At 44.1% G+C, this 20,070-nt stretch carries 20 protein-coding genes and 1 pseudogene; 15 read left to right on the top strand and 6 right to left on the bottom strand.

Annotated elements, in window-relative coordinates:
• Positions 1–81 precede the first annotated feature (81 nt).
• The gene (cobA, locus tag ACZ5R2_RS16080) at positions 82–840 is read left to right on the top strand and encodes a uroporphyrinogen-III C-methyltransferase (protein WP_464903565.1); all 759 of its coding nucleotides are present in this window, start codon (positions 82–84) and stop codon (positions 838–840) included.
• Between the two features lie 3 nt (positions 841–843).
• On the opposite strand, the gene ACZ5R2_RS16075 is transcribed toward cobA, so the two are convergent.
• On the bottom strand, positions 844–1,812 hold the full coding sequence (locus tag ACZ5R2_RS16075) for an integron integrase (protein ID WP_464903566.1): 969 nt from the start codon (positions 1,810–1,812) through the stop codon (positions 844–846).
• 297 nt (positions 1,813–2,109) lie between these two features.
• Between ACZ5R2_RS16075 and ACZ5R2_RS16070 the strand changes: the two genes are divergently transcribed.
• From ACZ5R2_RS16070 to ACZ5R2_RS16060, 3 genes are all read left to right on the top strand, one after another.
• Positions 2,110–2,496, top strand: a complete 387-nt coding sequence (locus tag ACZ5R2_RS16070) for a hypothetical protein (protein WP_464903567.1) — start codon at positions 2,110–2,112, stop codon at positions 2,494–2,496.
• On the top strand, positions 2,493–2,804 hold the full coding sequence (locus ACZ5R2_RS16065) for a hypothetical protein (protein WP_464903568.1): 312 nt from the start codon (positions 2,493–2,495) through the stop codon (positions 2,802–2,804). The genes ACZ5R2_RS16070 and ACZ5R2_RS16065 overlap by 4 nt, the downstream gene beginning before the upstream one ends.
• Before the next feature lie 118 nt (positions 2,805–2,922).
• Entirely contained in the window at positions 2,923–3,441 is a 519-nt protein-coding gene (locus tag ACZ5R2_RS16060; protein ID WP_464903569.1) for a hypothetical protein, read from the top strand.
• A 472-nt stretch (positions 3,442–3,913) separates the two neighbouring features.
• Here ACZ5R2_RS16060 and ACZ5R2_RS16055 read toward each other — a convergent pair whose 3' ends face one another.
• On the bottom strand, positions 3,914–4,957 hold the full coding sequence (locus tag ACZ5R2_RS16055; protein ID WP_464903570.1) for an IS110 family RNA-guided transposase: 1,044 nt from the start codon (positions 4,955–4,957) through the stop codon (positions 3,914–3,916).
• Between the two features lie 229 nt (positions 4,958–5,186).
• On the opposite strand from ACZ5R2_RS16055, the gene ACZ5R2_RS16050 reads away from it, so the two are divergent.
• Entirely contained in the window at positions 5,187–5,612 is a 426-nt protein-coding gene (locus ACZ5R2_RS16050; RefSeq protein WP_464903571.1) for a hypothetical protein, read from the top strand.
• 467 nt (positions 5,613–6,079) lie between these two features.
• Here the strand turns inward: ACZ5R2_RS16050 and ACZ5R2_RS16045 are convergent, their stop codons facing one another.
• Complete coding sequence (locus tag ACZ5R2_RS16045; RefSeq protein WP_464903572.1) at positions 6,080–7,132, bottom strand: IS110 family RNA-guided transposase; 1,053 nt, start codon at positions 7,130–7,132, stop codon at positions 6,080–6,082.
• 234 nt (positions 7,133–7,366) lie between these two features.
• On the opposite strand from ACZ5R2_RS16045, the gene ACZ5R2_RS16040 reads away from it, so the two are divergent.
• The 7 genes from ACZ5R2_RS16040 (at position 7,367) to ACZ5R2_RS16010 (ending at position 12,999) form a co-directional block, all read left to right on the top strand.
• Positions 7,367–7,651, top strand: coding sequence for a MazG nucleotide pyrophosphohydrolase domain-containing protein (locus ACZ5R2_RS16040; protein ID WP_464903573.1), 285 nt, complete (start codon positions 7,367–7,369; stop codon positions 7,649–7,651).
• Between the two features lie 169 nt (positions 7,652–7,820).
• A complete protein-coding gene (locus ACZ5R2_RS16035; RefSeq protein WP_464903574.1) occupies positions 7,821–9,053 on the top strand; it encodes a hypothetical protein in 1,233 nt (410 codons plus the stop codon).
• Between the two features lie 128 nt (positions 9,054–9,181).
• Positions 9,182–9,709, top strand: coding sequence for a hypothetical protein (locus ACZ5R2_RS16030; protein ID WP_464903575.1), 528 nt, complete (start codon positions 9,182–9,184; stop codon positions 9,707–9,709).
• Positions 9,633–10,580 carry an IS30 family transposase gene (locus ACZ5R2_RS16025; RefSeq protein ID WP_464899512.1) on the top strand — a complete coding sequence of 316 codons (948 nt, stop codon included), beginning with the start codon at positions 9,633–9,635 and terminating at the stop codon, positions 10,578–10,580. The genes ACZ5R2_RS16030 and ACZ5R2_RS16025 overlap by 77 nt, the downstream gene beginning before the upstream one ends.
• A gap of 57 nt (positions 10,581–10,637) precedes the next feature.
• Entirely contained in the window at positions 10,638–10,940 is a 303-nt protein-coding gene (locus tag ACZ5R2_RS16020) for a hypothetical protein (RefSeq protein ID WP_464903576.1), read from the top strand.
• Between the two features lie 75 nt (positions 10,941–11,015).
• Positions 11,016–12,629 carry an IS1634 family transposase gene (locus ACZ5R2_RS16015; RefSeq protein WP_464899543.1) on the top strand — a complete coding sequence of 538 codons (1,614 nt, stop codon included), beginning with the start codon at positions 11,016–11,018 and terminating at the stop codon, positions 12,627–12,629.
• 121 nt (positions 12,630–12,750) lie between these two features.
• Positions 12,751–12,999: a hypothetical protein gene (locus tag ACZ5R2_RS16010; RefSeq protein ID WP_464903577.1), complete on the top strand. Its 249-nt coding sequence runs from the start codon at positions 12,751–12,753 to the stop codon at positions 12,997–12,999.
• A 538-nt stretch (positions 13,000–13,537) separates the two neighbouring features.
• On the opposite strand, the gene istB is transcribed toward ACZ5R2_RS16010, so the two are convergent.
• From istB to ACZ5R2_RS15995, 3 genes and pseudogenes are all read right to left on the bottom strand, one after another.
• On the bottom strand, positions 13,538–14,260 hold the full coding sequence (gene istB, locus ACZ5R2_RS16005; RefSeq protein ID WP_464899937.1) for an IS21-like element ISVch3 family helper ATPase IstB: 723 nt from the start codon (positions 14,258–14,260) through the stop codon (positions 13,538–13,540).
• 10 nt (positions 14,261–14,270) lie between these two features.
• Positions 14,271–15,803 carry an IS21 family transposase gene (istA, locus tag ACZ5R2_RS16000; protein WP_464899936.1) on the bottom strand — a complete coding sequence of 511 codons (1,533 nt, stop codon included), beginning with the start codon at positions 15,801–15,803 and terminating at the stop codon, positions 14,271–14,273.
• A gap of 249 nt (positions 15,804–16,052) precedes the next feature.
• Positions 16,053–17,098: pseudogene (locus ACZ5R2_RS15995) on the bottom strand (IS110 family RNA-guided transposase).
• 214 nt (positions 17,099–17,312) lie between these two features.
• Here ACZ5R2_RS15995 and ACZ5R2_RS15990 point away from each other — a divergent pair.
• The 3 genes from ACZ5R2_RS15990 (at position 17,313) to ACZ5R2_RS15980 (ending at position 20,036) form a co-directional block, all read left to right on the top strand.
• Positions 17,313–17,735: an SMI1/KNR4 family protein gene (locus ACZ5R2_RS15990; RefSeq protein WP_464903578.1), complete on the top strand. Its 423-nt coding sequence runs from the start codon at positions 17,313–17,315 to the stop codon at positions 17,733–17,735.
• Between the two features lie 173 nt (positions 17,736–17,908).
• Positions 17,909–18,577, top strand: a complete 669-nt coding sequence (locus ACZ5R2_RS15985) for a hypothetical protein (protein ID WP_464903579.1) — start codon at positions 17,909–17,911, stop codon at positions 18,575–18,577.
• A gap of 511 nt (positions 18,578–19,088) precedes the next feature.
• Entirely contained in the window at positions 19,089–20,036 is a 948-nt protein-coding gene (locus ACZ5R2_RS15980) for an IS30 family transposase (RefSeq protein ID WP_464899512.1), read from the top strand.
• Positions 20,037–20,070: the final 34 nt, after the last annotated feature.

Genomic DNA, 20,070 nt, shown 5'->3' with positions numbered 1-20,070 from the left:
TGATTGATGATAATAAGTGATGATCACGCTATGCCATTGTCGATTGTCACTTTTTATCCTTAATTTTTACGAGTACTCCTTATGTCTACCCACGCTACCGCCTCGCACCATGTAGGTTTTGTCTCTTTAGTCGGGGCCGGGCCTGGCGATCCTGATCTGTTAACGGTTAAGGGATTGAAAGTCATCCAAGCAGCGCAAGTGGTGGTTTACGACCGACTGGTTTCAAAAGAAATTCTTGACCTTGCCTATGATGAGGCAGAGATGATCTATGTTGGCAAGCAACTGGACTTCCACTGCGTTCCGCAGCACTTGATTAACCAAATCTTGGTTGAGAAAGCCCAACAAGGTAAGCGTGTGGTGCGCCTAAAAGGCGGAGACTCATTCATCTTTGGTCGCGGCGGCGAAGAGCTAGAAGAGCTTGCCGAACACAATATCCCCTTTGAGGTTGTTCCGGGCATCACCGCCGCAGCAGGCGCCACCTCTTACGCAGGCATCCCACTCACTCACCGCGATCACGCTCAAAGTGTGCAGTTCATCACCGGTCATATCCAAAAAGACGGCAAACAGATCCACTGGCCATCGCTAGCGCAAGACAATAACACCCTTGTGTTTTACATGGGGCTCAAGCAGTGTCGTAATATTCAAACCAATTTGCTGGAGCATGGGCTCGATTCATCGACGTCATGCGCCATTATTGAAAATGGGACACGTAAAGAGCAGCGGGTGTTTACCGGTGAGCTATCTCAGTTAGCTGACTTGGCGGAGCAGGCACAAAGCCCGGCGCTGATTGTGGTGGGAAGTGTGACTTGTTTGCATGATAAGTTGAGTTGGTTTAACTGAAAATTATAAACGTGAGAGTGGGCTTTGAACCCCTTGTGCGCCTCGCTCTAGTACATGAGTATAAATCTGAGTGGTCTTGACATCGACATGGCCAAGCTGCTCTTGCACGGTGCGAATATCAGCGCCACTCTCAAGCAAATGTGTTGCAAATGAATGGCGTAAGGTGTGTGACGTCACTGGTTTATCGATTTGCGCCTTATGAGCTGCTGCTTTTATCGCACGCTGAAGGGTGCTGACATCGATATGATACCGGCCAAGCTGACCACTGCTTGGGTTTTGGCTCAGTCGATGAGAAGGAAAGACGAACTGCCATTCAAGTGATGTGCTGGCATTGGGATACTTTTTGGCTAATGCTGCCGGCAGGCTTACTCCATCATAACCACTGACTCGAATATCTTGCTGCCAATAATATTTAACCTTTTCCAGTTGAGCATGAAGCGCTGGAAGCAACTCCTTGGCCAGAGTCACTGTGCGACTCTTGTTCCCCTTTGAAACCAGTATCCGCAAAGCAAGATAATCAAAGTCGATATCCGCATATCGAAGCCTTATACACTCTTTCACTCGCAGACCAGAGCCATACATTAACTGCATTGGCAATAGAAGGCTTGGCTTAGCGCACTGTAACAACATGCGCATTTCCGAGGGCGTGAGTACGATAGGAAGCTTTTTCGGTTTGGTTGCTTTTCTAAATTTCATATCGACATCAATTGGTTGAAACAGAATGTGTTTATACATAAAAACCAACGCATTGAGTGCTTGAGCTTGGGTATTCGCTGAGACGTGGCGAGTCAGCGACAGGTGGGTAAGAAATGCTTCCACATGAGGTGAACCTAACTGGCTAGGGTGCTGCTTTTGATGAAAGAGGATGTATTGCTTAACCCAGTACAAATAAGCCTCAATGGTACTTTTTGCATAGTGACGCGAGCGCATAAAAGCTTCGATTTTCTGCAGAAAAGGAGAACGAACTCGCATCAGGCTTTACTCGTTGCATTGGTTAAATGGATTCTAGTTCGCTGTCTGAATGATAGGTGGCAATATGCATCATATTGCGACGCATGTTTGATTTAGTCGCTTGATAATCTGGTGAAATGTAGGGATTATGTTGATGTAGGTATGATTTTGGTGGTTTGTTAGGTGGCGATGCTAAAGGGGATTATGCGGCAGGTTGCAACATAATAAGCGTTAGGTTAAATCACTTTAGGTTCCAGTCTGTATACGTTAGAATTATATGGTTTATGTCTACCTCAAGCATATGTAAAGGTTGAGAAAGTGTCGGAAATTTTCCTTAAAAATCCTTGGGTACGCTCCTTCGTACCACTGATTCTGATTGCTGTGTCTAGCGTTGTAGCTAGTACATTAGTCGTTGAAATCGCTGAAGGGAACACGATTAATTGGGCAGAGCTACCAAAGAAGGAGTCTTTTTATTTCTTGTTAGCCGCTACAGTGATGATGTGCATTTATCAGGTGCTTATTTTCAAGCATGATTCAAAGCTAATTAAAGGAATCACACCTAAACAGTTTGAAGCTTCTCTACGAAATGAAGTTGCTGAAGCAACGGCGAAACGAGCCAAGAAGCACATAAAAGACGGTAGAATTGACTTGTTAGAAGAAGAAACATTGAAATTCCAAAAACTGTTTGGAGAGGGTGGTCAATGAATATATATATCACTGAGCAGTTTAATAAAGCTGTAAGTAATTTAAATGAAGTAGACCAAAAAAAGGTCTTTAATACATATAAGAAACTTTCCAATATGGAGTTGACTGATTTAGTTAACTCTAAAAGCTTTGTAAAAATTCACAATTCAAAAGAGAAAGTGTTTGTTTATCGTGTATCTTCGAACTTAAGAGTATTTTGTACATTTGAAAGTCACAATCATGAAAATGGATTACTTCTTCTCGATGTTGTAAAGAAAAGTAGCGCTAATCAGAGATACCCTTTTAACCTAACAAAGCAATCAAGGTGATGCGTTACACTCGCCGGTTTTGATAGGAAGTTCGGTGTGCTTTGCTGGTTAAGTGGGGCACACCTTATTGCAGGCGTTAGCTTACATAATAGAAACTTTAACTAAAGAAGGTTTATAAATGCCAGATACATGGTCTTTAATAACAGGAATCGTAGGTTTGCTATCATTTCTGATGGCAGTTAATGATAAGTTTGCAAACCTCAAGCGTTTCACAATCCCAGTGGCTTGTGCGCTCGTCGGCTTTGCTGTGGGGCGGCTTTCGTATGTAGGTACAATTGGCTCGGCTAGTAGTGACGGTAGCTTGGGAGTAATTAGCATCATTGTTGTGACATTACTTGTTATTACAGCAATTACCTACTTGTTCATTAAAGTTGGGCAAGACGGGTTCGCATATATCGTATTCATCATGGGAGCAACTATGCTTCCTTCTAAGTTTGTTGACTCTTATAACAACTCAATGGATAAGCTTTCATACAATGACTATATTCAACTTTCTCAGGTGAAGCTCAGCAACTCAGATTATGACTCAGCAATCCGATTACTAAAATTAGCAAAAGAGAAAGCCGATAATAGCGTAGTAAAAACAGAAATATCATCCCGAATTGATGAGGTATATAAGAAATCCGTGAGCCTATAAGCTAACACATATGAGCCCCGAGCCTGTCAATAGACAATATCTATCCTTGGCTGCGTCAGCGGCCAACATAATCGAACAACAAAGCTGACTACTTCGCTCTGTCGATGGGGTCGTTAATCGTTACTTACGACAAACACATATTGAGGGTCTCTTATCGCGGCCTCTACCGCTGCCAATACAAAGTATTGGGCCAGACTAGGCGTCCCCCACGACATTCATCGGTTAACCCAAGCTGGCACTACTCAAAGAGAATGGCTGTTTTACGCCAGTTAGTATCAGGCTCAGCTTGGGTGTAAGCAACTTTGTTGTTCGTATCGGTGCGCAACAATGGGATGGCTAATCAAAGCAAAGGGGCTTGAACGTCGAATGCACAGCAGGCTAGGTCTTAGTTTCTTGGCTATAGATATTATGGCTCTGCAACGTGCTAATAATCAGCACCAGTTAGACTTTCAGACTCATCCCATTGTGCGACTTATTCAGGCAAAAGCCTTTGTTCATCAAACACAGTTTTGTTTTTGAGCATGAAGTAGACGCAGCGACCAAGTTTGTGCGCTAGAACGGAGAGCGCTTTGGCTTTACTCATGCGTTTTTGTAAACGGTTTAGGTAACGGCGAGCTTTGTCATTACCACGAAGGTAGAGAACGGCCGCTTCTGAAAATGCCCACTTTAAGTGTGCGTTGCCAATTTTGTTCCCGCTAGTACCATAGGTTTTTCCTGCTGACTGAGCCTTGCATTTCACCAGCCGAGAGTATGAGGCAAACTGCTGTACGGTAGGGAAGCGTTCGATATGACCGACCTCATACAAAATGGTAAGTGCGAGGATCCGCCCCACGCCTGGTATCGTTCGCAGCAGTTGGTAGTCTTGCGGGTTATGTTGCTTTGCATTCATCTCAATGAAGTGTTCAAGACTGGACAGTTCTTTGGTAAAGAAGGCAATGATGTTGAGGTCTAAGTCGATATTGCGATTGATAGATGTTTGCTCGAAGCGCTGTCTGACTTCTTCTCTGGCGTAGGGGTATCGCAGTTGAAGATTAGGTGATGGTTGATTGTATTGAGTGAACGTATTCGAAACATGCGCCTTAAGGTCAGCTCCGTGGCGGACAATCTTAGAACGACGCCGAAGCAAGTCTCGTGTCGCCCGCATCGCTTTAGGATAGACATAGGCAAGGGGAAAATTACCGCCCCTCAACAAGGCGGCAATTTTGTATGCGTCAATACGGTCATTTTTGGTTTTACCCCCATGAATCGCTTTCATGTAGAGTGCATGGCCAAGGACAAAATCGACGGCATAGTCCAAACAGAGGTCACTGACCCAGTACCAACAGTGCATACACTCAACGCCAACAACGATCTGATTTTGATAGGGTTGTAAGATATCGAGTAGCAGATCTGGGTTGGCATCAATTTTCTTGTGGAGTACTTTATTACCATCATTGTCGAGAATACAGACATAAAGAATGCGAGCATGAAGATCAATGCCACAGTAATAGTCGTGCTGTTGATTGTAAAATCTCATCGAGTCTTCTCCTGTTTGGTTTTGTCGCCTACCAGCATAGTTAGAGATAGCTATGTTGGGGGAGAGGGCTCAATGAGTATCAAGCAATTTAAGAGGGATTCACAACGCTTGGCATTTTTGCTTCTACTTAAAATTTAGTGTTTATGGCACAATGCTTTAGGTTTGGGTGGCGGCGTTGTTCACCCCTTAATTGGGCGTTATGTGCTATCGATAAAAGGAGATATTGAGTATGAACTCATCGTTAAGTGTACCAACCGACAACCCTTATAAGTTAATGGCAATTGTTGGCGCCGTTGTTTTCGTATTCAGTCTTTATTTCTTACTTAGCCAAACTAACACATACAACGATATTGTCTTCCAAGCAGCTGAGAAAATTTCAATTATTGAAGCTCAAGATGACTTGCCTGATAGTGTTAAGGAAGACCGTATTTCTATTGAAAATAGGAAAATTGAGATTGTGAGTAAAGATAGGAAATATTTCCCTTATCTTTGCGGTGTAATTGCTGCCTTGGGTGGACTGCTGTGTGGTATTGGGTTCAGGCACTGGATATTTGAAGTTTATCCAGACGAAGAAGCAATACGGAAAGAACAGTTGAAAAGTTTACGTTTAGCCAATAGGACAGAATCAAGAGTTAAGCTGGGAAAACGCACATAACATATATGAGCCTAACTCCCGTCAATAGGCAATAGCTCTCTTTTGGCTGCGTCAGCAGCCAAATTAGTCGAACAGCAAAGTAATCTACTTCGCTCTGTCATTTCGGCCGTTAATCGTTGCTTACGGCAAACACATATTGAGGGTCTCTTACTGTGGTCTCACCGCCGCCTACCAACTAGGTAGAGCCAGACTAGGCGTCCCCCACGACATTCATCGGTTAACCCAGGGAGGCGCTATTCAAAGAAAATGGCTAGCTAATGCTTCCAGTTATTGTCAGGCTCAGCCCAGGTGTAAACAACTTTGCTGTTCGTTGTGGTGCGCAACAATGGGGAGGCTAATCAAAGCAATTGGGCTTGGACAACGCTTGGCACAGCAAGCCACTTTTAGAGTTGCAACTCATGGCATCAGGCGTGCAGCGTGCTCTTACTCAGCATCAGTTAGACGTTCAGCTCACCCCACTGTGCGACTTACTCGGGTAAAAAACGTTGTTCATCGAATACGGTTTTGTTCCTCAACATAAAATAGACGCAGCGTCCTAATTTGTGAGCCAGTGCCGATAGAGCCTTAGCTTTGCTCATGCGCTTTTGCAGTCGGTTGATGTAACGCCGAGCTTTGTCATTACCGCGTAGGTATAGAACGGCCGCTTCCGAGAACGCCCACTTCAGGTGCGCGTTGCCTATCTTGTTGCCGCTGGTGCCGTAGACTTTGCCCGCCGATTCTGCCTTGCATTTTACCAGACGTGAATAGGAGGCGAACTGCTGTACGGTTGGGAAGCGTCGGATGGTTCCGATTTCATACAAGATAGTCAGCGCAAGGATGCGGCCAATACCGGGGATGGTTTGCAGCAGCTGATAGTCTTGAGGGTTGTGCTGTTTGGCGTTTTGTTCGATGAAGTGCTCAATACTGGCGAGCTCCTTGGTATAGAAGGCGACGATATTGAGGTCGATATCGAGGTTGCGGTTAATCGCTGGCTCGGGAAATTCCCCATATCGGCTGCGAACTTCTTCTCTCGCATGGGGGTAGCGCAATTGCAGTCGATGCGAGGGCAGATTGTACTGGCTGAAGGTATTGGATACATGCGCTTTGAGATCAGCACCGTGGCGCATTATCTTGTTTCTTCGCCGCAGTAAGTCTCGATAGGCACGCATGGTCTTGGGGTAGACATAGGCGATAGGAAAATTGCCGCCCCTGAGCAAAGCGGCAATTTTAAACGCATCAATCTTGTCGTTTTTGGCTTTCCCGCCGTGGATGGCTTTCATATACAGGGCATGGCCGAGGACAAAATCAAACGCGTAATCGAAACACATATCGCTCACCCAATACCAGAAGTGCATGCATTCGACCCCGACGACAATTTTATCCTGATAGGGCACGAGGAGGTTGCGGAGTTCATCCCGGTCAGCATTGATCTTTTGGTGAACGACTTTATTGCCGTGAGAGTCAAGAATACAGACATAAAGAATTCGCGCATGGAGATCGATGCCACAGTAATAGTCATGCTGTTGGTTATAAAATCTCATAGAGTCTTCTCCTTTTTGGGTTTTGTCGCCTTCCAGCATAGTCAGCGATAGCGATGCTGGAGGGAGAAGGTTCAATGAGTATCAATCTGTTTAAGAGTGATTCGCAACGCTTGGCATTTTTGCTATGCGTTGCGTTTAGTGTTTAAGGTGATATGTGGGAGCTTCGGCATTGCGTTGCTCACACCTTAATAGGGCGTTATTCGGTATTGAAGAATTTAACATTAATAGGAAGTTATGAAGTTATCTGAGTTACAAAGTCACATCAAAGAGTTCGACCATGCACCAGAACTATCTGAACATTACTTTCTTAAGTTGATCGAAGAAGTCGGTGAGTTATCAGAGTCTATTCGTAAAGGAAAAAGTGGTCAGCCGGAATTAGATGAACTCAAAGGTTCAGTGGCTGAAGAGCTATATGATGTATTGTATTACGTTTGTGCTCTTGCCAACATCCATGATGTTAACTTGGAAAAAACGCACGAACTAAAAGAAGTCTTGAACAAAGCTAAGTATGATCGCTAGATGCGTATAACAAGCCGCTCAAGCAGACCAAAAACACGGGGCAGTTTTGGTATGCAGTGACTTTGGTGTTTACGATGGCACGCAGAGGCTGCCGCTATTGTTTTTGGCTGCTTAGCGGAGCGTTAGCCTGTATGTGTTAGTTTTCAAAAACATTAAGGAAAAGAAACGAGTGGATAGGAATAAAATTTTGAGAGCAAAGGCTTCACTCGTGGAGTCTACAGAAAGAAACTCGCTGTTAGATGTTATTGAGAGTGACCTTGAAGCTTTTCAAGGAAGTCGAGTTGTATACTCAACAGACAATGCAGGTGCTCCCGTAAACAATTTTCAAGATGAGGAGTTGTTTGCTGACGTGTTCTCAAGGTCTAAGCTGCTTGTTTACTCTGAAGAGATAATGGCTCAGATGAAGTCTAATCAAGCAGATCTTGCTTTCAAACAAAGAGCATTATTTGATACAAACTTGGTTTCTGATCTTCCAAAATACTTTCGTGGTGAGACTCTGACGACCAGAGAGCGGGTTGACAAAATCTTAGATACTGTAATTACAAAATTGGGGGGAGGATACGATTTTGGTTTTCCTATGCTGGAAAACCTGCGCTTTTTCGTTTCTGATAATTGCCAATGGCCTATATACAAGGTGGCTGCGGCGCATTACCTCGATGAGAGAATTTTTAACACATCGACCGGTAAAAAAGAATTTTCCTTTGAAACCACACCTGAAATGTTCAAAAAAGCTCAAGAAACTTGGGATGTATACAGATCTAACAATTTTGTTTGGAAGCAACTTGATCGTCGGGATCTAGTTTATCTTCTAATGCTCAAAACAATGAATATTTGTTGGGAGGCTCCAAACCTTGTTCTAGAAAACGCACTGCACGAACTTATTGAGTTTTGCTTAACAGAACTGAATGTTTTGCCTTTGAAAGAACTATATTTTGCGTGGAAGGTGTTGATTGGCTTTATTTATCAAGACTTCACTCCTGTCTTTGATGAGCCTGGGCTAAAGTCTCCGAAAGAAAAATCACTTGAAAGGATTCGGGCTCTTTCATGGGATCTGTTTCTATTCCGTTATACGGAAACTCTCCTTTCTGAAGAAAAAGGTAACATTATTAGTTTACCCTGTGTAACAACCCTAGACAGAGATCTGGTCAAAACAATGAAGTTATGTAAAGTGAAAGCTGTTTTGATGTATGAACAAATAGGTTTTGTTGAAACTATTTTCGAAGATGAGGGTGAGTTTCAAGTTTGTCTAGACGCTTCAATGAATCAACACCAGAAATCTGTACTTCATGAACAGAATCGACAGATAAATGACCGTTATGTGTCTAGGTTTACTTTACAAAAAGAAATAGCACAACAAGAGCGTATGATTAATAAAAAAATTAGAGCTGCAAAAACAGGCTAACAAACGCTTCAACCTGACTGCCAACCTGTGGCATTTCTGGTTCGGTTTAGCGTTAGTGATTACGGTGGCCTGTTTGAGTTCAGTGCAGTTGGCAGCAAGTTAAGCGGGCGTTATAGCTTTGGGGAAATATGAAGACAATAATTGATACATTTCAAAATAAAATAAACGATAATTTTTCTGAATTTACTCTTGCGACATCATGTGCTGAAGCTGGCTTAAATTTGATTTCTCAAAGTAGGAGTGACTCGACAGTAAGTTTGTATCTCGGTGATGATCTCCACACTGAGCCTGTTCAGTTTACTGAATTACTCGACATTTCAAGTGATTTTATATCAAATACGGTCTCTCTATACCAAAACATGATGGTAGCTGCTTGGAGTGACTTACTAGATGATTTATTTAATTATTATCTGGAGTTGCATTTTAGTGGGAATTTTTCATTTTTAGCTTTAAAAACAAAATGTAAAAATAGACCCCGATTTCAGATAATAAGTGCGACATTCATGGGAAGGTGTAGAAGAGGAAGCCAACTGCTGAAAGTGGTACGCTCTTCTCGCCAAAGAAACAAGCAGTACTACCATGAATTATCAGCAGTTGACCGAGGGCAGAAGATACCAGATTTCTGCTCTTTTGGAACGGGGAATTTCAGTTTCTGAAATCGCTAAAACAGTTCAATGCCATCGCTCGACGGTTTATCGAGAGCTAAAAAGAGGCCGTAAGAGCAATCATTACTGTCCAAGCACGGCACAGATGGTGTCCATCACCAGACGGAGAGCTGCACTAAAATACCGAATTCCAAAGGAACGTGTTGACTTTATTCGTCTTCTTCTAGAGGCGGATTGGAGTCCAGAGCAGATATCCAACGTCTTAACGAAAGCCGGCGCAGCAGTCAGCCATGAGTGGATTTATCGTTTTGTTGCTAGCGACAAGCGCTCAGGCGGTAAATTATATCGCCACTTGAGGCAAGGCCATAAGCGGTATCGTCGCGGTAAAAAAGAGAAAGCTCCTGCGATTAAGAATGCCGTTTCAATTGATGACAGACCAAGCATTGTCGACAGCAGAGAGCGGTTTGGTGACTGGGAAATTGACACTGTTCTAGGTAAGCATGGTACAGGCGCAATGGTAACTATTTTAGAGCGTAAGACCCGGTTTTACTTGGTAAAGAAAGTACCATCTAAGTCAGCCGATGACGTTACCCAGGCGACAATAGAGCTACTCATGCCTTACAAGGAGCATGTGCATACCATCACCGCGGACAACGGGCGAGAGTTTGCAGGTCATGAAACTATCGCAAAAGAGTTGGAGGCAGATGTGTACTTTGCTCATCCCTATAGCTCTTGGGAGCGAGGTGCTAATGAGAATGCGAACGGCCTTTTGAGGCAATATGTGAAGAAAGGAACCGATCTATCGACGGTGACGGACATTGATATAGAGTTTGCTTTATCGCGGATAAATTATCGACCAAGAAAGTGTTTAGGCTTCAAACAGCCAGCCATTGTATTTACCAAAATGGCTTTAGCTGCTTGATATTGGAGAGTGTCGCACTTCGCAGTTGAATTCGGGGACTTTGCATCGGATGTTAGTTTGGAGTCTCAAATTAAGGATGCACTTAAGAGAGATTTTGCATTCAAAAATTATAATGAAAAAATCAAACTTATTGTGGAAATTTTAGGGAAAAAGTCTAGTAATACACGCGAGTTGAATACAATAAGAAAGCATGTACTCATACGAAATGCCGTTCAGCACCATAGCGGTGTCGCATATTCTGATATGTTTAAGCTGTTAGGTTCATCTTCAATGGAGATAATGGATCGTCATGGTAAAGCTCAAACCGTCATTCCGCACCTAATTTTAGAATTAAAACAGTGTGATCCAGTGAACATTTAGCAGTGAAAAGGATGATAATATCTTGACCGCGATCTGCAGGTTTGATCTATTACTGTTATTTGACGGTTTTAAACTATGCCTACTCAGCAACCTGTTATTAAGCGTTTGGATCACCTCGGGCTCATTGCTGCATTTTGTCACGAGATTGGCCTATCAAAAATGATAGATTCAGTCATTCCCAAGTACTCTAATCACAACGTTTCCCATGGTGATGCAGTCTTAGCCATGATTCTCAATGGGTTAGGCTTTCACAGTAGAACATTGCATATGTTCTCTGACTTCTTTGAAACCAAACCCATCTCTAAGTTGCTTGCTAAGGATATTGAAGCGCACCATCTCACCGATGATGTACTCGGCCGAACCTTGGATGCGCTGTATGAGGCCGATGTCTCAGCGCTTTATCAGGTCATCGCCGAACGTGTGGTCGATAAACTTGGCCTCGCTAGCGACTCTGTACACCTTGATATCACGAGCTTTCACGTTGATGGTGAGTATGCGCACGAGGAAGATACCAAGGCAATCAAGTTAGTGAAGGGCTATAGCCGAGATCATCGTCCTGAGCTCAATCAGGTGGTTCTTGAGCTCATTTGTGAAAACCAAGCTGGCCTTCCTGTTTATATGCAGGCGCTTAGTGGCAACACCAATGATGCCAAGGCATTCGCTGAAGTCACTAGTAATCATATCCATTGCTTAAAAGCGGCACAGAATAGTCGATACTTTATCGCTGATGCAGCCCTATACACTGAAGAAAGTATCTGCTCACTTGATGAGCAAAAACAAAAGTTCATTACCCGTGTTCCAATGACTATCAAGCAAGCAAAACAAGCACTACTTAGCCTAGAGCCAGAGCAGTTAAGTAAGATTGTAGATGGCTATTCAGGATGTTGGGTAGACTCAAACTATGGCAAGGTTGCTCAGCGGTGGTTGTTGGTTCACAGTGAGCAAGCAACTAAACGAGAAGAAATTACCTTCTACAAGAACTTAGAGAAAAACATCGCCAAAGAAATCAGAGCGTTGAACAAGCTCAGTAAAAAGCCATTTGCATGCGATACTGATGCTGAGCATGCGCTTAAGGAGTTCAAGGCGCAGTGCCTGTTACTAGGCTTTGAACACTCCGCTATCGTCAAAGCTGCTATTTATGCCAATCCAGGTCGTCCGAAGAAAGGCGATGAACCCTCAGGATATCAGTATTTTATAGAGGCCGTGCCGTACACCGACCTAGAAAAAGTGAAGCTAGCAAAGCTCAAAGTAGGCATGTTCATTCTAGCCACTAATGACATCGGCAACGAAAGTCTGACAATGGCAGCGCTTCTAGATCACTACAAGTCTCAACAAAAGGTTGAACGTGGCTTCCGTTTTCTAAAAAGTCCCGAGTTTTTGACCTCTTCAATATTTTTGAAAAAGCCCCAACGCATTGAAGCGTTACTCATGATAATGACATTGAGTCTGCTAGTTTATGCCAGCTTAGAGCACAAGATCAGAGAGCAACTGGGACAAACCGAGGAGTTTTTCCCGAGTATGGTTAAGAACAAGCAAACATCGAAACCGACTGCACGCTGGGTCTTCTTGAAGTTCGAGGGAATAGATACCTTAGATATTAACGACCAACGATTCATTACAGGGCTTCAAGAGCACCAAACTCGGCTGCTTAGTTTACTGGGTAAGTTCTATGAAGCGGTTTATTCCTGAATAAGGTGCGGAATCTCGGCTCAAACAGTATCACCTGCCGAAAAAATCTTAATTTCAGTTCCTGAATTCGATTTACTAAAAAGATCTTTGCAGTTAGTCACTCAAACTTGGAGAAGTTCTAATGCCTAAAATTCAACTATCAATTATTCCTGAACCTAAAACCAACACAGCTTCGGTATTAATAAGGCAGCCAAATTACGCCGAAATGGAGCCGTACTTGGTAATTTCTGGAGGTGGCGATACAGACTATTTGTGTGGTGGGTGTAGAGTGGTGCTAGCCTCACAGATTTCACAAGGTCAAGTTAAGTCATTAGTCTTTAAGTGTGGTAAATGTCACTCTTACAATGCGGTGCGTGGAACAAAGCTATAACACATATGAGCCCCAAGCCTGTCAATAGACAATATCTATCCTTGGCTGCGTCAGCAGCCAACATAATCGAACAACAAAGCTGACTACTTCGCTCTGTCGATGGTGTCGTTAATCGCTACTTACGACAAACACATATTGAGGGTCTCTTATTGCGGTCTCTACCGCTGCCAACACAAAGTATTGGGCCACTAGACATTTTTCGGTTAACCCAAGCTGGCACTATTCAAAGAAAATGGCTGCTTTAGCGCCAGTTAGTATCAGGCTCAGTTTGGGAGTAAGCAACTTTGTTGTTCGTATAAATGCGCACCAATGGGATGGCTAATCAAAGCAAAGGGGCTTGAACGTCGAATGCACAGCAGGCTAGGCTTTAGTTTCGTGACTAGAGATATACAGGCTCTGCAATGTGCTAATAATCAGCACCAGTTAGACTTTTAGACTCATTGCGTATTTCGGTGATTGCGATCGCTCATTTCGGTTTATTCCGATCACATGAGTCTGCCGTTTTTCTCTCTTCCTATTTTTACTCTAAGTGATCGGATTACGCCAGTTTTCTCATTGACTCACCTCCCAGTTCTATTCGATGACTATTGTGTACCAGCCGATCCATGAGAGCGTCTGCAACGGTTGCATTACCGATCATGTTGTACCATTCCTTAACGGGCAGTTGACTGATAACGATCGTACTGCTGTTTTGGTAGCGGTCTTCCAGCACTTCCAGAAGATGGCCTGCATGCTCTTGAGTCAGTTTTTCCATTCCCCAGTCATCAAGGATTAGCAGTGTTTTTTTAGCAAGGGACTGAAGTTGCCTTTGATAGCTGCCATCCAGACGACCTGCGGTCAGGTCGTCCAGTAGTCTGCTTAGTCGGTAGTACCTTGCTGTTTGCTGCTGGTCACAGGCATTGGTTGCTAGTGCGCAGCCAAGATACGTTTTGCCTGCTCCCGTTGGGCCTGTGATCAAGATGTTCTGGTGCTTGTGTAGATAACTGCCCGTTAGTAGTTCACTCATCTGTTTGCGGTTCAGGTTTCGTCCCTCCTTGTAGATGAGCTGACTCGGCTGAGCATCCACTCTCAGCTTGGCTTGCCGTTTTAGCCTTTGGATTTTGGACTGGTTACGGTTCAAGATCTCACTTTCCAGAAGCAGGCTTAACCGTTCCTCGAAGTCCAGCTCTGCGTAGGTGGTTAGTTGCTCTTGTTGCTGCTCTAGCGCTTTCGCGGCATGGCTCAAGCGCAGAGTTTTGAGTTGGTCGTTCAGTGCGTTCATCTTTCTTCTCCTAGTGGTAACAGTTCGGGCCACGAACATTGCTATGAACGAGGTTTGGTGTACTCACTTTGTCTTTGCTTAGTTGGCCTTCACGATTGTGCTTCAGCAGGTTGTTGATGAAGGTGTAATTGGGTTTTGTTAGCATCAGCGCATCTTTACAGGCTTGCTCTAGGCGCGATTTACCATGGGCTTTGCTTAGGTTGAGTAACCCAAGACAAGAGCGATAAGACTGCTCTGGGTGAGGCTTAGAGTTCAGCATCTTATGGATGACTTCTCGTGTGGCTGGGCCAATATTGGCGCCCCAGTTGAGTAACCGACCAGGTGACCACTTTTGATGTTGATGATTGCTTGGCATGTGCTCAGGCTGTGTGCTGTTGCCGCGCTCTCTTTGGCTGCGTGGATGTTGGGCGACCAAGTTACCTTGATGGTAGATCTGCACCAGACGGTTGGAGGCTTCCAGTTCGACATGGTGACCAACAAGTTGATGTGGAACCGAGTAGTAGTGACGACGATATTCGATGTGATAATCAGGCCCAACTTTGGCTCGTTTGGTTTCGGTGTACAGGTAACGCTGTTTGGGCAGAAGCTTTAGAGCGGGTTTATCGAGTTTGTCGAACAGCGCTTTACGACTCGCGCCATACTGTTTCATCTCACGTTCGTTTAAGTCATTCATAAGCTCATGGATAGCAAGGTTCAGTTCTTTGAAGGTATGGAAGGTTTGATGTCGCAGCCGCATCATGATCCAGCGTTCCACTAGGAGCACGGCATTCTCTGCCTTGGCTTTGTCTTTCGGTTTGTAGGGGCGAGCTGGCATCACTGCGGTTTGATAGTGATTCGCCAGTTTCTGATAGCTGTCGTTAAGCCTTGGCTCATAGCGGTTCGCTTTGGTGACCGCGCTACGTAGATTATCGGGAACTAAGAGTTGTGGCACGCCGCCGAAGTGTTCGAACGCATTCGCATGAGCCTCCAACCAGTAGGACTTCCCTTGGCTAGGGAAGGCTTCAACATAGGTGTAATTGGACGCACCTAAGGTCGCCACGAACACTTCTGCTTCGCGTACTTCACCTGTATCAGGATTGACCACTTGAAGTCGAGGTCCACAATAATCGATAAACAGCTTGTCACCTGCAACATGGAGCTGACGCATGCTGCGCTTTTGGGTTTTGAACCAACGAGTGAAGTGCTCGCAGAACTGAGTGTAAGCGTAAGCTTGCTCTTGATATTGCTCATGATATTCCTGCCAGAGCAACATCTTCGTCATGCCTTTACGTCTGAGTTCGACTGCGTATTGAGTGAAGTCTGGCATGACTTTATCGCGACTGGCTTTCTTGCCGTGATACAGAGCTTGAGTGATCTCAGCATCGCTACAACTTTCAGGTAGAGGCCAACCAAGTTTGCTTTGTTTAAAGCGAGTAAGGAGTTCCGATATGGTGGAAGGGCCGAGTTTAAGGCAAGAAGCGATGCTGCGATTTGAGAGACCACAGTCGTACTTAAGGCGTAATACCTCTTTGATTTTGTTCATTGGAGTTCTCTTTTTTGCCATTGTCGCTTCCTTACCTTCTTGTTTAAGAAGTAAAGAATAGCGAGCTATTGATTTAAAAGAGAAAAAGGTAGGATTTCGGACTTTCCGATCGCGGTTTTCGCTATTCCGATCACCGATTTCAGAGTTAGGTTAAAAGTGATCGGATAATCGCGGAATCAGTGATCGGTTTAAACCGAAATAGGTGATCGGATAATCCCGAAATGACTGATCGGAATGCTCCGAAATACGCAACTCATCCCATTGTGCGACTTATTCAGGTAAAAGCCTTTGCTCATCAAATACGGTTTTGTTCTTTAGCATGAAGTAGACACAGCGACCGAGTTTGTGTGCCAGGACGGAAAGCGCCTTGGCCTTACTCATGCGTTTTTGTAACCGGTTAAGGTAGCGACGCGCTTTATCATTGCCACGAAGGTAGAGAACAGCCGCTTCTGAAAATGCCCACTTTAGGTGTGCGTTACCAATTTTGTTCCCGCTAGTACCATAGGTTTTGCCTGCAGATTGAGCCTTACACTTCACCAATCGAGAGTATGAGGCGAACTGCTGTACGGTAGGGAAGCGTTCGATATGACCGACCTCATACAAAATGGTGAGTGCGAGGATCCGCCCCACGCCAGGTATCGTTTGTAACAGTTGGTAGTCTTGTGGGTTATGTTGCTTTGCATTCATTTCAATGAAGTGCTCGAGACTGGACAACTCTTTGGTAAAGAAGGCAATAATGTTGAGGTCTAAGTCGATGTTGCGATTGTGACAGGCGCTTGGTCAAAGCGTTGCCTGACTTCTTCTCTAGCGTAAGGATAACGCAGTTGAAGATTAGGTGATGGTTTATTGTATTGAGTAAATGTATTGGAGATATGCGCTTTGAGATCAGCTCCGTGGCGGACAATTTTAGAACGACGTCGAAGTAAATCTCGTGTCGCCCGCATCGCTTTAGGATAGACATAGGCAAGGGGAAAATTACCGCCCCTCAACAAGGCGGCAATTTTGTATGCGTCAATACGGTCATTTTTGGTTTTACCCCCGTGAATCGCTTTCATGTAGAGTGCATGACCAAGAACGAAATCGACGGCATAGTCCAAACAGAGATCACTCACCCAGTACCAACAGTGCATACATTCAACGCCAACAACGATCTGATTTTGATAGGGTTGTAAGATGTCGAGAAGTAAGTCAGGGTTGGCATCTATTTTCTTGTGGAGTAGTTTATTACCAGCATTATCAAGAATGCAGACATAAAGAATGCGAGCATGAAGATCAATGCCACAGTAATAGTCGTGCTGTTGATTGTAAAATCTCATCGAGTCTTCTCCTATTTGGTTTAGTCGCCTACCAGCATAGTTAGAGATAGCTATGTTGGGGGAGAGGGCTCAATGAGTATCAAACTGTTCAAGAGGGATTCGCAACGCGTGGCATTTTTACTATGCGTTGTTTTTTGTGATTAAGGCGGCATGCGGCGGCTTCGGTATTGCGTTACTCACCCCTTAACAGAGCGTTAACTGCTAGGAGTATAACTTGAATTTCGAAATTCCTTTTTATCTAATGAAAGTTATGAAAAGTGGCGAGCTACAGCGTGATGTCGGTAGCTGGCAATTAAAGAACACTAACGACTCATATGGAAATCACCTGGAAACAGAATTGGGACAATTATGCCGTAATATTGGTGAAATTGAATTGTTCACCAAAGATTTGCCTTTGGGCTTTGTCGCTGATGGTTACTACGGTGAACTTGGTTTAAGCGGGTATCCTGGAGAAATCGAGGATATCACTGATTTTTCGAAAATAATATGTTTTGGTTATTCTTCTGATGGTGCTCCTTTTTGCTTTGACTATCGTGAGAGTGGGGAGCCTAAAGTGATCTGGTGGGATGATATATACTGGCGTGTAGTATCTCTAAATTTTAAAAGCTTTATAGCTCTCTTTGAAGTAAGCAGTTAACAAGGTCATCAAGTTGACCCTTAACACGGCACATTTTTGTATGGCTTGGCTTATGTGTTTATGGTGGTATGTTTGGCTTTTGGGGCGGGCAACTTATGGCGGCATTATGCCAATGTTTCAATATGTTGTGAGTTTGATACTATAGAATGCTCACTCAAACATAGACCATTGATATGAAAGACATACTTTCTGATAGTTATTATTTCGCTAGAACAAACTTGAGCGATATTCTTAAAATTGTAGGACCTACCTTTCTTTTAGTGTCAATTATTGGTGCTTTAGTAGGCAGCATGAGTTACAGCAGTGTAGCTGTTCTCTCATTCGCATTACTTCAAACTGCAGCCCTTTCATTCGTGATGTGCCGATTGATTAAATATATGGCGTCTAAGATTACAAATCAGCAGGCTGATCTCACTGTGACGCTCCCTGAGTGGGGAAGGTTAGTCGTGGTATACATAGTCTATGGTTTTGTCGTTTTAATCGGTTTCATTGCATTGATAATTCCGGGTATATACTTGACTGCTAAGTACGCATTTGTCGACTTTGAAATAGTTTTAAACAAGCAACCAACCTTCAAATCCTTCGGTATTAGCTGGCAATTGACTAAAGGCTATGTATTTAAGCTAGCTCTAATTGTCGCACTTATAGGAGGCGCTCAGCTTCTATTGGCATCACCTCTCGGCTACTTGTCTGACTTGTCTGTTATGTTCAAGATTGTATCGGAGTTCACGTCATACATGCTGTCGTTTGTGTCAATGGCATTTATGTCAGTGGTTTATTTTCGCGTGTACGTTTTGGCCTTGGATTCAGCACCTGTAATTAAGCGGCAATGCCATTTATAAATGTCATCTCTTTCACGATGTAGAGCGCTATTTCCTAGTATTCGGTCAACCCGCTGTATAGCGTGCTTAACGGTAGTGGTGGTATCGAGGTTGCGGCCTAGCTTGGTGAGCGTGAGGTCAGCACCATCAAGCACGCTCTTGGTAGCAAGTACAAGAGATATCACTCTTTTTTTGTGAATGTTGGGGCATTGATTTTCTGAGGATTGTTGTAATATTTGAGTATCGTGCATCGCCATTCCTCTCTGTTCGAATGTTTGTTTGGCGATAACCATTAGATCAGAGAAGGCGATGTACGTTCATCTCATTGTTTAGAAAAGAGTAAATGAGGGGATTCGCTAGAAGCGGGCGTTAGGGCACTGATGAGAACGAAGAAATGGTAGAAAGAATAGTTATGAAAATGTATGTACCCGATTTCAGATAATAAGTGCGACATTCATGGGAAGGTGTAGAAGAGGAAGCCAACTGCTGAAAGTGGTACGCTCTTCTCGCCAAAGAAACAAGCAGTACTACCATGAATTATCAGCAGTTGACCGAGGGCAGAAGATACCAGATTTCTGCTCTTTTGGAACGGGGAATTTCAGTTTCTGAAATCGCTAAAACAGTTCAATGCCATCGCTCGACGGTTTATCGAGAGCTAAAAAGAGGCCGTAAGAGCAATCATTACTGTCCAAGCACGGCACAGATGGTGTCCATCACCAGACGGAGAGCTGCACTAAAATACCGAATTCCAAAGGAACGTGTTGACTTTATTCGTCTTCTTCTAGAGGCGGATTGGAGTCCAGAGCAGATATCCAACGTCTTAACGAAAGCCGGCGCAGCAGTCAGCCATGAGTGGATTTATCGTTTTGTTGCTAGCGACAAGCGCTCAGGCGGTAAATTATATCGCCACTTGAGGCAAGGCCATAAGCGGTATCGTCGCGGTAAAAAAGAGAAAGCTCCTGCGATTAAGAATGCCGTTTCAATTGATGACAGACCAAGCATTGTCGACAGCAGAGAGCGGTTTGGTGACTGGGAAATTGACACTGTTCTAGGTAAGCATGGTACAGGCGCAATGGTAACTATTTTAGAGCGTAAGACCCGGTTTTACTTGGTAAAGAAAGTACCATCTAAGTCAGCCGATGACGTTACCCAGGCGACAATAGAGCTACTCATGCCTTACAAGGAGCATGTGCATACCATCACCGCGGACAACGGGCGAGAGTTTGCAGGTCATGAAACTATCGCAAAAGAGTTGGAGGCAGATGTGTACTTTGCTCATCCCTATAGCTCTTGGGAGCGAGGTGCTAATGAGAATGCGAACGGCCTTTTGAGGCAATATGTGAAGAAAGGAACCGATCTATCGACGGTGACGGACATTGATATAGAGTTTGCTTTATCGCGGATAAATTATCGACCAAGAAAGTGTTTAGGCTTCAAACAGCCAGCCATTGTATTTACCAAAATGGCTTTAGCTGCTTGATATTGGAGAGTGTCGCACTTCGCAGTTGAATTCG

The organism is Vibrio sabulosilitoris, from assembly GCF_055391395.1.
This window is presented reverse-complemented; position numbering and strand designations above follow the sequence as displayed.

What these genes read in the sequence shown, in the direction of transcription:
- ACZ5R2_RS15980 (WP_464899512.1), top strand. Translation starts at nt 19,089, where the DNA reads ATGAATTATCAGCAGTTGACCGAGGGCAGAAGATACCAGATTTCTGCT.
- ACZ5R2_RS16060 (WP_464903569.1), top strand. Translation starts at nt 2,923, where the DNA reads ATGCCAGATACATGGTCTTTAATAACAGGAATCGTAGGTTTGCTATCA.
- ACZ5R2_RS16065 (WP_464903568.1), top strand. Translation starts at nt 2,493, where the DNA reads ATGAATATATATATCACTGAGCAGTTTAATAAAGCTGTAAGTAATTTA.
- ACZ5R2_RS16075 (WP_464903566.1), bottom strand. Translation starts at nt 1,812, where the DNA reads ATGCGAGTTCGTTCTCCTTTTCTGCAGAAAATCGAAGCTTTTATGCGC.
- ACZ5R2_RS15985 (WP_464903579.1), top strand. Translation starts at nt 17,909, where the DNA reads ATGAAAGACATACTTTCTGATAGTTATTATTTCGCTAGAACAAACTTG.
- ACZ5R2_RS16015 (WP_464899543.1), top strand. Translation starts at nt 11,016, where the DNA reads ATGCCTACTCAGCAACCTGTTATTAAGCGTTTGGATCACCTCGGGCTC.
- ACZ5R2_RS16055 (WP_464903570.1), bottom strand. Translation starts at nt 4,957, where the DNA reads ATGAGATTTTACAATCAACAGCACGACTATTACTGTGGCATTGATCTT.
- ACZ5R2_RS16040 (WP_464903573.1), top strand. Translation starts at nt 7,367, where the DNA reads ATGAAGTTATCTGAGTTACAAAGTCACATCAAAGAGTTCGACCATGCA.
- ACZ5R2_RS16025 (WP_464899512.1), top strand. Translation starts at nt 9,633, where the DNA reads ATGAATTATCAGCAGTTGACCGAGGGCAGAAGATACCAGATTTCTGCT.
- ACZ5R2_RS16030 (WP_464903575.1), top strand. Translation starts at nt 9,182, where the DNA reads ATGAAGACAATAATTGATACATTTCAAAATAAAATAAACGATAATTTT.
- cobA (WP_464903565.1), top strand. Translation starts at nt 82, where the DNA reads ATGTCTACCCACGCTACCGCCTCGCACCATGTAGGTTTTGTCTCTTTA.
- ACZ5R2_RS16050 (WP_464903571.1), top strand. Translation starts at nt 5,187, where the DNA reads ATGAACTCATCGTTAAGTGTACCAACCGACAACCCTTATAAGTTAATG.
- ACZ5R2_RS16010 (WP_464903577.1), top strand. Translation starts at nt 12,751, where the DNA reads ATGCCTAAAATTCAACTATCAATTATTCCTGAACCTAAAACCAACACA.
- istB (WP_464899937.1), bottom strand. Translation starts at nt 14,260, where the DNA reads ATGAACGCACTGAACGACCAACTCAAAACTCTGCGCTTGAGCCATGCC.
- istA (WP_464899936.1), bottom strand. Translation starts at nt 15,803, where the DNA reads ATGGCAAAAAAGAGAACTCCAATGAACAAAATCAAAGAGGTATTACGC.
- ACZ5R2_RS16045 (WP_464903572.1), bottom strand. Translation starts at nt 7,132, where the DNA reads ATGAGATTTTATAACCAACAGCATGACTATTACTGTGGCATCGATCTC.